Annotated in this window: 14 protein-coding genes; all 14 read left to right on the plus strand. The window is 62.1% G+C overall.

All coding sequences use genetic code 11. From position 1 onward, the window contains the following. Positions 1 to 7 precede the first annotated feature (7 nt). The 14 genes from pilW (at position 8) to OX459_RS05780 (ending at position 15162) form a co-directional block, all read left to right on the plus strand. A complete protein-coding gene (gene pilW, locus OX459_RS05715) occupies positions 8 to 805 on the plus strand; it encodes a type IV pilus biogenesis/stability protein PilW (protein ID WP_289904162.1) in 798 nt (265 codons plus the stop codon). Between the two features lie 67 nt (positions 806 to 872). After that, the gene (locus tag OX459_RS05720) at positions 873 to 1811 is read left to right on the plus strand and encodes a helix-turn-helix domain-containing protein (RefSeq protein WP_354669649.1); all 939 of its coding nucleotides are present in this window, start codon (positions 873 to 875) and stop codon (positions 1809 to 1811) included. A gap of 38 nt (positions 1812 to 1849) precedes the next feature. After that, on the plus strand, positions 1850 to 3118 hold the full coding sequence (gene ispG / locus OX459_RS05725) for a flavodoxin-dependent (E)-4-hydroxy-3-methylbut-2-enyl-diphosphate synthase (protein ID WP_289904164.1): 1269 nt from the start codon (positions 1850 to 1852) through the stop codon (positions 3116 to 3118). Positions 3119 to 3151: 33 nt separating this feature from the next. Next, positions 3152 to 4513, plus strand: a complete 1362-nt coding sequence (gene hisS / locus OX459_RS05730) for a histidine--tRNA ligase (RefSeq protein WP_099667087.1) — start codon at positions 3152 to 3154, stop codon at positions 4511 to 4513. A gap of 54 nt (positions 4514 to 4567) precedes the next feature. After that, entirely contained in the window at positions 4568 to 5236 is a 669-nt protein-coding gene (locus tag OX459_RS05735; protein WP_289904165.1) for a tetratricopeptide repeat protein, read from the plus strand. Between the two features lie 85 nt (positions 5237 to 5321). Further along, positions 5322 to 6467 carry an outer membrane protein assembly factor BamB gene (gene bamB / locus OX459_RS05740; RefSeq protein WP_099667089.1) on the plus strand — a complete coding sequence of 382 codons (1146 nt, stop codon included), beginning with the start codon at positions 5322 to 5324 and terminating at the stop codon, positions 6465 to 6467. Between the two features lie 4 nt (positions 6468 to 6471). Then, positions 6472 to 7818 carry a ribosome biogenesis GTPase Der gene (gene der, locus OX459_RS05745; RefSeq protein WP_070221915.1) on the plus strand — a complete coding sequence of 449 codons (1347 nt, stop codon included), beginning with the start codon at positions 6472 to 6474 and terminating at the stop codon, positions 7816 to 7818. 227 nt (positions 7819 to 8045) lie between these two features. Then, the gene (gene hfq / locus OX459_RS05750) at positions 8046 to 8282 is read left to right on the plus strand and encodes an RNA chaperone Hfq (protein ID WP_008450615.1); all 237 of its coding nucleotides are present in this window, start codon (positions 8046 to 8048) and stop codon (positions 8280 to 8282) included. Between the two features lie 114 nt (positions 8283 to 8396). Continuing rightward, the gene (gene hflX / locus OX459_RS05755; RefSeq protein ID WP_099667090.1) at positions 8397 to 9620 is read left to right on the plus strand and encodes a GTPase HflX; all 1224 of its coding nucleotides are present in this window, start codon (positions 8397 to 8399) and stop codon (positions 9618 to 9620) included. A 2-nt stretch (positions 9621 to 9622) separates the two neighbouring features. Continuing rightward, the gene (hflK, locus tag OX459_RS05760) at positions 9623 to 10915 is read left to right on the plus strand and encodes an FtsH protease activity modulator HflK (RefSeq protein ID WP_070254060.1); all 1293 of its coding nucleotides are present in this window, start codon (positions 9623 to 9625) and stop codon (positions 10913 to 10915) included. Next, positions 10915 to 11802 carry a protease modulator HflC gene (hflC, locus tag OX459_RS05765; protein ID WP_099667091.1) on the plus strand — a complete coding sequence of 296 codons (888 nt, stop codon included), beginning with the start codon at positions 10915 to 10917 and terminating at the stop codon, positions 11800 to 11802. The genes hflK and hflC overlap by 1 nt, the downstream gene beginning before the upstream one ends. A gap of 270 nt (positions 11803 to 12072) precedes the next feature. Continuing rightward, entirely contained in the window at positions 12073 to 13233 is a 1161-nt protein-coding gene (locus OX459_RS05770) for an ATP phosphoribosyltransferase regulatory subunit (protein WP_099667092.1), read from the plus strand. A 3-nt stretch (positions 13234 to 13236) separates the two neighbouring features. Next, positions 13237 to 14550 carry an adenylosuccinate synthase gene (locus tag OX459_RS05775; RefSeq protein WP_099667093.1) on the plus strand — a complete coding sequence of 438 codons (1314 nt, stop codon included), beginning with the start codon at positions 13237 to 13239 and terminating at the stop codon, positions 14548 to 14550. A 66-nt stretch (positions 14551 to 14616) separates the two neighbouring features. Continuing rightward, the gene (locus OX459_RS05780; RefSeq protein ID WP_034752020.1) at positions 14617 to 15162 is read left to right on the plus strand and encodes a phosphoribosyltransferase family protein; all 546 of its coding nucleotides are present in this window, start codon (positions 14617 to 14619) and stop codon (positions 15160 to 15162) included. Positions 15163 to 15169: the final 7 nt, after the last annotated feature.

Here is a 15169-nt window from a genome sequence, read left to right on the forward strand (position 1 = left end):
GGAAGGCATGGCTTACCAACGCTCGCTCGCTGTGGCCGCTGTTTGCCTGGCCGTGCTGCTGGTCGGCTGTGCTTCCGCTCCCGTCGATGCGGGCGCCGCCTTGCGCCAGGAGGCGCTGGCGAGTACGCAGGAGCGCGCCGCGCTGCGCTTGCAGCTGGCCAGCGCGTATTATGCGCAAGGCCAGCTCGACGTGGCCCTGGCGGAAGCGGAACAAGCCGTGCAACTGGCGCCGGACGATGCGCAAGCCTATGGCGTGCGTGCCCTGATCCTCGCGGCCCAGCGGCAAACTGTGCCTGCTGAGAAAGATTTCCTTTACGCTTTGCGCCTTGCGCCCCACAATCCTGAGTTGAGCAATAATTACGGCCTGTTTTTGTGCCAGACGGGACGCGCCGCGCAATCGCTGGCGTATTTCGATGCGGCCTTGGCCGATGCGGCGTATGTGTCGCCGGAAAAAGCGCTCAACAATGGGGGCGCTTGCAGCCTGGCCCTGAACGATTACCCGCGTGCGGGCGCATATTTGATGCGCGCCGTGCGCATCGCACCGGACGTGGCAGTGACGAACGCCGGCCTGGTGCGCGTGTATTACCAACAGCAAGACTACCGGCAAGCGGCTTATTATTTGCAGCGGCTCGGCAGGATAGCAACAATGGAGAGCCAGACGGCCGATGTGCTGTGGCTCGGGATCAAGGTGCAGCATAAGCTCGGGGATGCGGGTGCGGAAGCTGGCCTGGGGGCGCATTTGCGCAACCACCATTCCGGCTCCCCCGAATATGCTGCTTATCAAAATGGGGCGTTTGATGAGTGAGACAGGGATACCAATGAATTCAGAGTGGGCAGAAACGCCTCAGCAGCAGCCCCAGGGCAATCTTGCGTTGGCAGGCGCACAGTTGAAGGCGCAGCGCGAAGCGCTGGGCTGGCCGGTGGAACAGGTGGCCGACCAGCTCAAGTTGGCGCCGCGCCAGGTGATCGCGTTGGAAGAGGGCGACATGGCGGCTTTGCCGAACGTGGCCGTAGTGCGCGGTTTCGTGCGCGCCTACGCCAAGGTGGTGCGCCTCGACGCGGCGCCGCTGGTGGCCATGATCGAGGTCCATCCGGCGCCGGCGCAAGATCCGGCCGCGCCCGTGCGGCGCGAGATTTCCGCCACGTTTTCCGAATCGCGCTTCCCGTCGATGACGCAGCGTTCGTCGAACCAGACTCCCCTCTGGATCGCCGGCGCCGTGGCTGTTGTCGTGGCGGCCGCCTTTGGCGCCTATAAGCTCGGTTATGTGCCGGCCAGCCTGCTGTCCGCGCATGTCGAGAAAGAAACGGCGCATGCGGAAGTGGGCCCCGTGGAAACGACCTTGATCAAGCCGGGCCAGGATTTGACGCCCGTGCAGTCGCCGTCCGTGCCCCTGATTTCCGTGCCGCCGCCGCCAGGCAACGATACGCAGACGGGCGCTCCGGCCTCCGCCATCGCTTCGGCGCCGGCCGCCGCCGTGCCGCCAGCAGCTGCGCCGGCAACGACGCCAGCCGTGACGCCAGCGGCCACGGCCGCCGTCACGCCGCCGGCGGCTGCCGTTGCCGCCGCCGTGGGCGCGAATGCGCTGGTGCTGAAGGTGGAGCAAGATTCCTGGGTGGAAATTCGCCGTCCCGGCACCTCGCCGCTGATTTCGCGCATGGTCAAGGCGGGCAGTACGGAAACGTTCGATATCACCGGTCCGGCCACCTTGGTGGTGGGCAAGCCTGGTGTCGTGCAGGCAACTTTGCGCGGCGCCAAGCTGGACTTGCCGACCGTTGCCGGCGGCACGATTTCCCGTGTCAGCATCAAATAATTGCAGTAATCGTTCAAGCAAACTCAGAAGATAATATTATGGCTACCTCGAAAACAGCGATCGGCTCCGGTCCATCCGGCCGGCGCGACAGCCGCAAGGTGCTGATCGCGCACGGCCAGCGCCAGATCTGGGTGGGCGGCGACGCCCCCGTGGTGGTGCAGTCGATGACGAACACGGATACGGCCGACGCCATCGGCACGGCGATCCAGATCAAGGAACTGGCGCGTGCCGGTTCGGAACTGGTGCGCCTGACGGTGGACCGTCCGGAAGCGGCCGCGGCCGTGCCCTACATCCGCGAGCAGCTCGACAAGATGGATATCGACGTGCCGCTGGTGGGCGATTTTCACTATAACGGCCATACCCTGCTCAACGATTACCCCGATTGCGCGCGCGCGCTGTCGAAGTACCGCATCAATCCGGGCAACGTGGGCAAGGGCGCCAAGCGCGACACGCAATTCGCGCAAATGATCGAAGCGGCTTGCCGTTATGACAAGCCGGTGCGCATCGGCGTGAACTGGGGCAGCCTGGACCAGGTCTTGCTGGCGCGCATCATGGATGAAAACGCGGGCCGTGCCGAACCGTGGCCGGCGCAAGCCGTCATGTATGAAGCGCTGGTGACGTCGGCCATTGAAAACGCCGTGCGCGCCGAAGAGCTGGGCCTGGCGCGCGACAAGATCATCCTGTCCTGTAAAGTGTCTGGCGTGCAGGACCTGATCGCCGTGTACCGCGAACTGGCGCAGCGCTGCGACTATCCGCTGCACCTGGGCTTGACGGAAGCGGGCATGGGCAGCAAGGGCATCGTCGCCTCGACGGCGGCCCTGGCCGTGCTGTTGCAAGAGGGCATCGGCGACACCATCCGCATTTCGCTCACCCCGGAACCGGGCGGCGACCGCACGCGTGAAGTCATCGTCGGCCAGGAAATTTTGCAAACCATGGGCTTGCGCAAGTTCGCGCCCATGGTGATCGCTTGCCCCGGTTGCGGCCGCACGACGTCGACCACCTTCCAGGAGCTGGCCGACAACATCCAGACGTATCTGCGCGAGCAGATGCCGGAGTGGAAAAAGTCGTATCCGGGCGTGGAAGCGATGAACGTGGCCGTCATGGGCTGCATCGTCAACGGGCCCGGCGAATCGAAGCATGCAAACATCGGCATCAGCCTGCCCGGCACGGGCGAGTCGCCGGCTGCGCCCGTGTTTGTCGACGGCGAAAAAGTCGTCACCCTGCGCGGCGAACGCATCGTCGAGGAATTCCAGGACATCGTCTTGAATTATGTAAAGAGTCACTATGGAAACACGGTTGCCGTCTGAGCCTGATCCAATAAAAAAGTAAAGAAGAACACTATGTCCGAAAATAAGAAATTCGATAAAATTACCGCGGTGAAGGGCATGAATGACGTACTGCCCGCCGACGCCCCGCTGTGGGAATTGTTTGAAAACACGGCGCAATCCGTGCTGCAAAGCTATGGTTTCCAGCAAATCCGCACGCCGATCGTGGAAGAAACGAAATTGTTCGCGCGCGCCATCGGCGCCGTGACCGATATTGTTGAAAAGGAAATGTATTCGTTCACCGATTCGATGAACGGCGACAACCTGACCCTGCGCCCTGAAGGCACGGCCGGCGTGGTGCGCGCCGTGGTGGAGCACAACCTGGTCTACGAAGGCCCGAAACGCCTGTGGTACAAGGGCCAGATGTTCCGCCACGAGCGCCCGCAAAAAGGCCGCTACCGCCAGTTCCACCAGTTCGGCGTGGAAGCCATCGGTTTTACGGGCCCGGATATCGACGCGGAAATCATCATGCTGTCGCGCCGCCTGTGGGATGACCTGGGCCTGGAAGGCATCCGCCTGGAACTGAACTCGATCGGCGACGCGGCCGAGCGCCTGCGCCACCGCGCCGACCTGATCGCCTACCTGGAAAGCCACAGCGAGCTGCTCGACGAAGAAGCCAAGCGCCGCCTGCACAGCAATCCGCTGCGCATCCTCGACACCAAGAACCCTGCCATGCAGGACCTGGTCAATGGCGCGCCGAAGCTGCTGGACTACCTGGGCGAAGAATCGCTGGCCCACTTCCACGGCGTGCAGAAGATCTTGAACCACAACAACATTCCGTTCACCATCAATCCACGCCTGGTGCGCGGCCTCGACTACTACAACCGCACCGTGTTCGAGTGGGTCAGCGACAAGCTGGGCGCGCAAGGCACGGTTTGCGCCGGTGGCCGCTATGATGGCATGGTGGAAATGTTCGGCGGCAAATCGACGCCAGCCGTCGGTTTCGGCATGGGTGTGGAACGCCTGGTGCTGCTGATGAAGGATGCAGCCGAGCCGGAAGCCCCGGCCCAGTGCGACGTCTACCTGGTGCACCAGGGCGAGCAGGCAGGCTTGCAAGCCTTCGTGCTGGCCGAGCGGATTCGCGATGCGGGCCTGGACGTTGTGCTACATTGCGCAGCGAGCAACGGCGGCGGCAGCTTCAAGACGCAAATGAAAAAAGCCGATGCCAGCGGCGCGGCGTTTGCCGTGATCATGGGCGACGATGAAATCGCCAATAACGTCGCGACGGTGAAAGCCATGCGCGAAGCCGATGCCGGTGCGCAACAGAACACGGTGCCGTTCGACGATGTCGTCGACTACGTGGTGGACCAGATCATCGGCGACCACGATTGCGGCCATGACCACGGTCCTGGCGGCCACGTGCATCATCACCATTGATTTGACGCAATACCGTTCTACCCTCGATCAACTACTCATTAAAACTGACGACCCATGGCATACGATCACGAAGAACAAGAACAACTGGCAACCCTCAAGGCCTGGTGGCAGCGCAATGGCAATCTGACCTCCTGGGTCCTGATCGTGGCGCTGGCAGGCTACAGCGGCTGGGCTGGCTGGCAGTACTACCAGCGCACGCAGGCTGCGCAAGCGGGCCAGCTGTACGACGAACTGCAAAACGCCATCGCCGCCAAGGACACGGCCAAGGTGATGCGCGCGGCCGGCGACATGCAATCGCGTTTCAGCGGCACGGCGTATGCACAGATGAGCGCCCTGTCCGCTGCGAAGGTGGCGTTCGACGCGAATGACCTGAAAACGGCCAAGACCCAGCTGCAATGGGTGGCCGAGCATGGCACGGAAGAGTACAAGGCCATCGCCAAGCTGCGCCTGGCCGGCGTCTTGCTGGATGAAAAAGCCTACGATGAAGCGCTGAAAGTGCTGGCGACGGCTTCCGTGGCGCAATTTGCCGGCGCCGTGGCCGACCGCAAGGGCGACGTCCTGGTGGCGCAAAACAAGCTGGCCGAGGCGCGCACGGCTTACCTGGCCGCGCTGGCTGCGACGGATAAGAACAATCCAGGCCGTCAATTGATCCAGGTCAAACTGGAAGCGATCGGCGGTACGGTACCGGAAGACAAGGCCAAGGCTGACAAGGCTGCCGCCTGACAGGAACACTGATGGCGTGGCCGCGCGGCGTTATACGTCGCCGGCCTTGCCCTTACAAGTACAAGAAAAAGGTTGGATAACACTTATGCGTGTCACTGAAAAGCTGGTAGCTGCAAGTCTGTTGGCCCTGATGGCCGGTTGCTCGTCCTGGAACCCGTTCGCCTCGAAAGATCCGAAAGTCGAACCGGCCAAGCTGGTCGAGTTAAAATCGAGCATCGCCGTGCGCGACGCCTGGAAGTATTCGATCGGCAAGGCCGGCGTGTACGCATTTACGCCTGCGCTGGCCGGCAACAGCCTGTACGTGGTCAATGCCGATGGCGCGCTGGCGCGCCTGGATGCGGCCAGCGGCCGTGAAACGTGGCGCATCAAGGCCGGCAGCGACATCACCTCCAGCGCCGGCAGCGATGGCGCGCTGGTGGCCGTGGGCGCCGCCAAGGGCGCCGTACTGGCGTTCGACGCCGATGGCAAGCAACTGTGGAAGGCGCAGGCGTCCAGCGAAGTATTGACGGCGCCCGTCGTGGGGCAGGGCGTGGTCGTGGTGCGCAGCGTGGACAACCGCATCGTCGGCTTCGACGCCAAGACGGGCGAGCGCAAGTGGACGGTACAGCGCGCCACGCCGGCCTTGACCTTGCGCAATGCGCCGGGCATGGTGCTGGGCGGCGCGAACATCTACGTGGCCCAGCCGGGCGGCAAGCTGCTGGCACTGACGGCGGCCACCGGTGTGGTACGCTGGGAGATCGTCGTCAGCGAACCGCGCGGCGCTACCGAACTGGAGCGCGTCTCCGACATCGCCGGCACGCCGGTGGCGTTCGAAGGCGAAGTGTGCGTCGTCACGTACCAGGGCAAGGCAGGCTGCTTCGATGCCGCCACGGGCGTGCCGCGCTGGACCAAGCCGATCTCGTCCGATGTGGGCGTGGCCGTCGACCAGCGTTTCGTATTTGTTGCCGATGACCAGGGCGCCGTGGTGGCGTTCAGCCGCGAAGGCGGCCAGAGCGCCTGGAAGAATGAGGCGCTGGCGCGCCGCCGCCTGTCGACGCCGGCCTCCTACGGCCGCAGCGTCGCCGTCGGCGACTATCAAGGTTATATCCACTTCCTGTCACGGGAAGATGGCGCATTAATAGGTCGTGTCAGCACCGACGGTAGCCCGATTGTTTCGGCTCCCGTTGTTGCCGGTTCGAATTTGATTTTTCAAACCCAATCAGGGACAGTGACCGCTCTCGCGGTCGAGTAATACAATGAAGCCGGTAATTGCACTAGTAGGTCGACCCAATGTTGGGAAATCGACTTTATTCAATCGTCTGACCCGCTCGCGCGATGCGCTGGTGGCGGATTTGCCTGGGTTGACGCGCGATCGTCACTATGGCGAAGGCCGTGTCGGCGAACGTCCCTTCCTGGTCATCGATACGGGTGGTTTCGAACCCGTCGCCAAGGAAGGCATCATGCACCAGATGGCACTGCAGACCAAGCAGGCCGTGGCCGAGGCCGACGTGGTGGTATTCATCGTGGACGGCCGTCAAGGCCTGACCCCGCATGACAAGACCATCGTCGACTTCCTGCGCAAGAGCGGCCGCCCGGTCTTGCTGGTGGTCAACAAAAGCGAAGGCATGCGCTACACGGCCGTCGTGTCCGAATTCTATGAATTGGGCATGGGCGATCCGTATGCGATCTCGTCGGCGCATGGCGACGGCGTCAACGACCTCGTCGAAGTGATGCTGGACCTGGCGTTCGCGCAGCGTCCGGATGAGCCTGAAGAGCTGGAAAAGACCGACCGCGGCATCAAGATCGCCCTCGTCGGCCGTCCGAACGTGGGCAAGTCGACCTTGATCAACACCCTGCTCGGTGAAGAGCGCGTGATCGCCTTCGACATGCCGGGCACGACGCGCGATTCGATCGAAATTCCGTTCGAGCGCGACGGCCAGCAATACACCTTGATCGACACGGCCGGTATCCGCCGCCGCGGCAAGGTGTTTGAAGCGATCGAGAAATTCTCGGTGGTGAAAACCCTGCAGTCGATTTCCGAAGCCAACGTGGTCGTGCTGATGCTTGACGCACAGCAAGATATTTCCGAACAGGATGCGCATATCGCCGGCTTTATCCTGGAATCGGGCCGCGCGCTGGTCGTGGCCGTGAATAAATGGGATGGCTTGCAATCGCACCAGCGTGACGAAATCAAGATCGATATCGACCGCAAGCTCGATTTCCTGTCGTTCGCGCAGATGCATTTCATTTCCGCGCTGAAGGGCACCAACATCGGTCCGCTGATGAAATCGCTCAATGCCGCGTATGCAGCCGCCATGTGCGACCTGTCGACGCCGAAGCTGACGCGCGCCCTGATCGAGGCCGTGGAGAAGCAGGAACCGCGCCGCAAGGGCTCGATTCGTCCGAAGCTGCGTTATGCCCACCAGGGCGGCATGAACCCGCCTGTGATCGTCATTCACGGCAATGCGCTCGACGCCGTTGGCGACCCATACAAACGCTATCTGGAAAAACATTTCCGCGATACGTTTGCGCTGGTCGGCACGCCGCTGCGTATCGAATTGCGTACGGGTAAAAACCCGTTCGCACGCACGCCAAGCAAGTAAAATTAAGTGCATATTAAGGCGCCGCAGAGATAATGCGGCGCCGACAGCCAATTCAATGGCTTTTGCACGGAAATAATAAAGTGTTAATGCGCCATGCGCGACAGCGATCGCGAAAACAGGTTACAGTAGCTATGACGCATCTTTCTTTCTTTGAAAGGTGTGAGAGCACTTGAAATCAAGCGAGTCGCCTCCAATTCTTACACAACAACATAAACAACGGAGCTGTTATGAGCAACAAAGGGCAACTGTTACAAGACCCATTCCTCAATGCATTACGCAAAGAGCATGTTCCTGTCTCGATCTACCTGGTCAATGGCATTAAATTGCAGGGCCATATCGAATCGTTCGATCAATATGTCGTATTGCTGCGCAATACGGTGACACAGATGGTGTACAAGCATGCCATCTCGACAGTGGTGCCGGCCCGTGCCGTCAATCTCAATATTGAATCTGAAGCGGAGTAAAGCGTTGAGCTTGACGGCCCAGCGCCTTTCACCCTCCATCGCCCCCGTCCGCGCCAGCGGCGCTGATGCGTTTGCATCGGCGTCGGCGTCCGCCACAACTCATCAGTTGCCATCATGCGTGCGGCACTAGTCGGGGTTGACTTCGGTCACAGCGACTTCGCCGCCAGCATGGAGGAACTCATGCTGTTGTCGCGTTCGGCTGGCGCCGACCCGATTTCCACCATCACGGCCAAGCGTTCCAGTCCGGATTCCGCGTATTTCGTCGGCAGCGGCAAGGCCGATGAAATTGGCGACGTCGTCGTCAATGATGGCCTGGAAATCGTCATCTTCAACCACGCCCTCTCGCCAGCACAGCAGCGCAATCTGGAAAAGCGCCTGAATGTGCGCGTGCTCGACCGTACCAGCCTGATCCTCGACATCTTCGCGCAGCGCGCCAAGAGCCACGAGGGCAAGCTGCAAGTCGAACTGGCCCAGTTGCAGCATCTGGCCACGCGCCTGATCCGCGGCTGGACCCACCTTGAGCGGCAAAAGGGCGGTATCGGCTTGCGCGGTCCCGGCGAGACGCAGCTCGAGACTGACCGCCGGCTGATCGGCGACCGCGTCAAGGCCTTGCGCGCGCGCCTGGAAAAGCTGCACAAGCAGCGCGAAACGCAGCGCCGCGCGCGCGGCCGCAATCACACATTTTCCGTGTCCCTGGTCGGCTATACCAATGCCGGCAAGTCGACGCTGTTCAATGCCGTGACCAAGGCCGGCGTGTACGTCGCCGACCAGTTGTTCGCCACCCTCGACACCACCTCGCGCCGGGTTTACCTGGGCCAGGAAGTGGGCAATGTGGTGATCTCCGACACGGTCGGCTTCGTGCGCGAATTGCCGCATCAGCTGGTGGCGGCCTTCCGCGCCACGCTCGAAGAAACCATCCATGCCGATTTGCTGCTGCACGTCGTCGACGCCGCGTCGCCGGTGCGCATGGAGCAGATCGAGCAGGTCAACCTGGTCTTGAAAGAGATCGGCGCCGATCACATTCCGCAAATCCTCGTGTGGAACAAGATCGATGCGGCCGGGCTCGAGCCTTCGGTGGAGCGCGATGAATATGCTACGATCAGTCGCGTGTTCGTCAGTGCGCAGAAGGGCAGCGGGCTCGACCTGCTGCGCGATGCGATTGTCGAGATGGCCAGGAAGGCGCCCGGTTCGGCCCACCTGTATCAGAACGATGAAGCACTGCAGGAAGATCAGTTTGACGGTCAGTACGACCAGCACGATGGCGCCGCCCCGGACCAGGACGAAGAGCCTGGCGAGGACGATAGGATTTCCACCCACTCCCAAGTCGGAACACGATAGTTATGCTTGTCTCCCTACTCAAAAAAACAGGCTTGAAGTTGTCCCTGAACGATCCCCGCTGGGGCAATCGCAAGGACGACGGCAAGAAAGCCCAAGAAGGCAAAAAGCCCGGCGAAGGTCCGCCGGACCTCGATCAGTTGTGGCGCGATTTCAATCAGCGCCTGAACGCCTTTTTCGGACAGAAGAACCGTCCCGACAACGGCGGCAATAACAACGGTGGCGGCGGTGGTCCGCGTCCCGACATGAAGGGTGCCGGCATCACCGCCGGCGTGGTCGGCGTGATCGCCGTCTTCATCTGGCTCGCCAGCGGCGCCTTCATCGTGCAAGAGGGCCAGAACGGTGTCGTGCTCACGTTCGGCAAGTACAGCCACACCACGCCGGCCGGTTTCAACTGGCGCTGGCCGTACCCGTTCCAGACCGATGAAACCGTCAACGTGTCGCAGGTGCGCACGGTGGAAGTGGGTTATCGCCAGTCGCTGCGCAACAAGCAGGCCAGCGAATCGCTGATGCTGACGGACGATGAAAACATCATCGACATCCAGTTCGCGGTGCAATACACCTTGAAAGACCCCGTCGCGTGGCTGTTCAACACGCGCGACCAGGAAGACACCTTGCGCCAGGTCGCCGAAACGGCGATCCGCGAAGTGGTCGGCCGCAGCAAGATGGACTTCGTGCTGTATGAAGGCCGCGAAAAAGTGGCGTACGATACGCAGCAGTTGATGCAGCAGATCCTCGACCGCTACAAGGTCGGCGCCGTCATCACCAACGTGACGATGCAGGCCGTGCAGCCGCCGGAGCAGGTGCAAGCCGCCTTCGACGATGCCGTCAAGGCAGGCCAGGACCGCGAACGCCAGAAGAATGAAGGCCAGGCTTACGCCAACGACGTCATTCCAAAAGCGCGCGGCGCCGCATTCCGCCTGATGGAGGAAGCCGCCGCGTACAGCGCGATGGTGACCGAGAACGCCGCCGGTAATGCTTCGCGCTTCAAGCAGGTGCTGGTCGAGTACCAGAAGGCGCCGGTCGTCACGCGCGACCGCATGTACCTCGAGACGATGCAGCAAGTGTTCAGCAGTGCCAGCAAGGTCATGGTCGACGCGAAGACGGGCAGCAATCTGCTGTACCTGCCGCTCGACAAGTTGATCGCCCAGACGGCTGCCACCGACGCTGCCGCTGCCGCCGCCCGTGCTGCCGCGACACCCGCAGCCAACACCGTTTTGCCACAGGAAGCCATGCCGACAGTAGAAGTCAATACGCGCCGCGACAGCCGCTCTTCGCGTGAACGGGAGAGCCGCTAATGAACCGTATCGTAGCCGCCCTGATCGCGGGCTTTATCGCGATCATGCTCTTGTCCTCGACCGTGTTCGTGGTCGACCAGCGTAAGTATGCGGTCGTCTTCGCCCTCGGCGAAGTCAAGGAAGTCATCAGCACGCCGGGCCTGTATTTCAAGCTGCCGCCGCCGTTCCAGAACGTGCTGTACCTGGACAAGCGTATCCTGACCCTGGATACGCCGGAGCCGGAACGCTTCATCACGGCCGAGAAGAAGAACATCCTCGTCGACGCGTATGTAAAATGGCGCATCGCCGATCCACGGCTGTATTTCCGCAGCTTTGGCGGCGATGAAAAGCCGGCCCGCAACCGCATGTCGCAAATCGTCAAGGCGGCGCTGAACGATGAAATCACCAAGCGCACCGTGCGCGAAGTGATCTCGGGCCAGCGCGGCAAGGTGATGGAAGCGATCCTGGCGAAGGTTTCGGCGGAAGCGAAGGCCATCGGCGTGGAAATCGTCGACGTGCGCCTGAAACGCGTCGACTACGTCGAGCAGATCAACAACTCCGTGTACGAGCGCATGAAGTCCGAGCGCGTGCGCGTGGCCAATGAGCTGCGTTCGACCGGTTCGGCCGACTCCGAGAAAATCCGCGCCGACGCCGACAAGCAGCGCACGGTGATCCTGGCCGAAGCGTATCGCGAAGCCGAGAAGATCCGCGGCGAGGGCGATGCCAAGGCGTCGCAGATCTATGCGGAAGCGTTTGGCAAGAATCCGGAGTTCTACAAGTTCTACCGTAGCCTGGAAGCCTACCGCGCCACGTTCAAGGACAAGGGCGACGTGATGGTGGTCGATCCGAGTTCGGAATTCTTCAAGTACTTCAAGGGTGGCGGCGCAGCCGGTCCGGCCAAGAAGTAAGGCAGCATCCAGACTGCTCCCGGCCGCAAGGTCGGGTGCGGCAGCAGCGGGGCCGGCGTGAATGCCGGCCCCGTTTTTTTGTGCCCGGCACGCTGTTGCGGGAAGGCGTAAAATGCGGTGTTTTTAGGGCTGTGCGGCAGCGTTTCGGACAACTTATCCCTAAAGGCCCGTGTTTTCGCGTAAAATATCAGGTTCGGCCTCTTGCCTGGCGCGCCCGCCGCTGCCTCGCATGATGCATTTTTTCAACTTTCTTCCGTATCTCGCTCCCTCATGCCGAATTGGCTTTTGCCCGAAAATATTGCCGATGTTCTGCCGTCGGAAGCGCGCAAGATCGAAGAGCTGCGCCGCCTCATGCTGGATAATTTCCGTCTGTACGGATATGAACTGGTCATGCCGCCGCTGCTCGAGTATCTGGAATCGCTGATGACTGGCGCTGGCAAGGATACCGACCTGCGCACGTTCAAACTGGTCGACCAGCTGTCGGGCCGCATGCTCGGCCTGCGCGCCGACATGACGACGCAGGTGGCGCGCATCGATGCCCACCTGCTCAACCGTGCCACCGTCACCCGCCTGTGCTACGCCGGCAGCGTGCTGCATACCCGTCCGTCGGGCCTGCACGCCACCCGCGAACCGCTGCAGATCGGCGCCGAGATCTATGGCCACGCCGGCCTGGAAGCGGATGCCGAGATCCAGGAACTGGCGCTCGCTTCGCTGGCACTGGCCGGTTTCGACGCGGTCCGCCTGGATTTGTCGCACGTCGGCCTGTTGCGCGCTATCATTGCGCAAGACGCCGCTGCCGTGCGCGACGAGGCTGCGCTGTACACCCTGCTGCGCGCGAAAGATGCGCCGGGCTTGCGCGCCCTGACGGCCGGCTACGACGCCGTGACGCGCGATGCGCTGCTGGCCCTGCCGAACCTGTATGGCGATATCGACGTGCTGGCGCGTGCGCGCGAAGTGTTGCCGCCGCTGCCGGGCGTGCTCAAGGCGCTGGCCGAACTGGCCGCGCTGGCCGGTTCTGCCCTGGGCCGCGCCGAAGTGGCGATCGACCTGGCCGACCTGCGCGGCTACCAATATGAAAGTGGCGCGATGTTTGCGCTGTATGTACCTGGCTTGCCGAACGCGGTTGCGCGCGGCGGCCGTTATGACCACGTCGGCGAAGCGTTCGGCCGGGCTCGTCCCGCGACCGGCTTCTCGCTCGATTTGCGCGAACTGGCGCGCCTGTTGCCGACCGCGGAACGGAAGCATTCGATCCGCGCGCCGTGGGGCAGCGCGCCAGAATTGAAGGAAAAAATCGCCGAGTTGCGCAAGGCGGGCGAGGTCGTGATCCAGAGTATGCCGGGTCACAGTAATGAACAAGACGAGTTCGAGTGCGATCGCGTGCTGGTACTTGCCGATAATGGTAGTAGCTGGATTCTTAAAAACTTAGGTTGAGTGATGTCAAAGAAAATTATGGCAAAGAACGTTGTTGTCATCGGCACCCAATGGGGCGATGAAGGTAAAGGCAAGATCGTCGATTGGTTGACCGATCACGCCCAGGGTGTGGTGCGCTTCCAGGGCGGCCACAATGCAGGCCACACGCTGGTCATCGGCGGCGTGAAAACCGCGCTGCAGCTGATCCCGTCGGGCATCATGCGCCCAGGCGTCGCCTGCTACATCGGTAACGGCGTGGTCGTTTCCGTGCCGGACGTGCTGCGCGAAATCGACAAGCTGGAAGCCGTCGGCGTCGAAGTCGCCTCGCGCCTGAAAGTGTCGGACGCCGCACCGGTGATCCTGCCTTACCACTCGGCACTCGACCTGGCCCGCGAAGCTGCGCGCGGCGCGGCCAAGATCGGCACCACGGGCAAGGGCATCGGCCCGGCCTACGAAGACAAAGTGGCGCGCCGCGCCATCCGCGTCGCCGACTTGCTGAACGAAACCCGTTTCGCCGAAAAACTGGCGGAAAACCTCGATTACCACAACTTCGTGCTGGAGCACTACCTGAAGGCTCCGCGCATCGATTACCAGAAGACCCTCGACGACGCGCTGGCCTATGTGCCGCGTCTGCGTCCGATGGTCACCGACGTGTCGAGCGCGCTGTACAAGGCGCACAAGGCTGGCGCGAACCTGCTGTTCGAAGGCGCGCAGGGTTCCCTGCTCGACGTCGACCACGGCACCTATCCGTTCGTCACCTCGTCGAACTGCGTGGCCGGCAATGCCGCCGCCGGTTCGGGCGTCGGTCCTGGCATGCTGCACTACATCATGGGCATCACCAAGGCGTACACGACGCGTGTCGGTTCCGGCCCGTTCCCTTCGGAACTGCCAACGGATGCTGGCGTCGGCCATCACCTGGCGCAAGTGGGCCATGAATTCGGCACCGTGACGGGCCGCGCCCGTCGCTGCGGCTGGTTCGACGCCGCCTTGCTGCGCCGCTCCGTGCAGATCAACGGCGTGACGGGCATGTGCCTGACCAAGCTGGACGTGCTGGACGGTATCGAAACCTTGAAACTGTGCACCGGCTACACCATCGACGGCGTGGCCACGGACATCTTCCCATCGGGCGCCGAAGAAGCCGCCCGTTGCGTACCGGTGTACGAAGAGATGCCAGGCTGGACGGAAAGCACGGTCGGCGCGAAATCGCTGGCGGCCCTGCCGGCAACGGCCCGCGCTTACATCAAGCGCATCGAAGAACTGGTCGGCGTGCCGGTGGACATGGTTTCGACCGGTCCGGATCGTGAAGAAACGATCGTGCTGCGCCACCCATTCGAGTAAGCTGCTGGACACAATCCGCCGCAAGGCGGATTTTTTTAATCACGCTAATAATAAGATTCCACTATCATGACTACCCCACAATCGAACGATCAACATCTCTGGGTCAACTGGGAAGAATACCACCGTCTGATCGAGCGCCTGGCGCTCAAGGTCTACGAATCGGGCTGGAAATTTGACCAGGTACTGTGCCTGGCGCGCGGCGGCGTGCGTCCCGGCGACGTGTTCTCGCGCATTTTTGATTTGCCGCTGGCCATCCTGTCGACCAGCTCCTACCGCGAAGACGCTGGCACGGTGCGCGGCGACCTCGATATCGCCAAGTACATGACGATGACCAAGGGCCCGCTGGCTGGCCGCATCCTGCTGGTCGATGACCTGGCCGATTCCGGCGTCACCCTGGACAAAGTCACGCGTCACCTGAAGGAAAACTTCCCTGACGTGACCGAAGTCAAATCGGCCGTGATCTGGCTGAAAGGCTGCTCCGTCGTGCGTCCCGACTACTTCCTGGACGAACTGCCGCACAATCCATGGATCCACCAGCCGTTCGAAGACTACGACGGCCTGCGCCCGCACCAGTTGGCGGCGTGGATCAAGAAGGGCGAAGCAGGCAAGTAATTTTGCG

This window comes from Janthinobacterium sp. SUN026 (assembly GCF_030397625.1).
GTDB classification, from domain to species: domain Bacteria; phylum Pseudomonadota; class Gammaproteobacteria; order Burkholderiales; family Burkholderiaceae_D; genus Janthinobacterium; species Janthinobacterium kumbetense.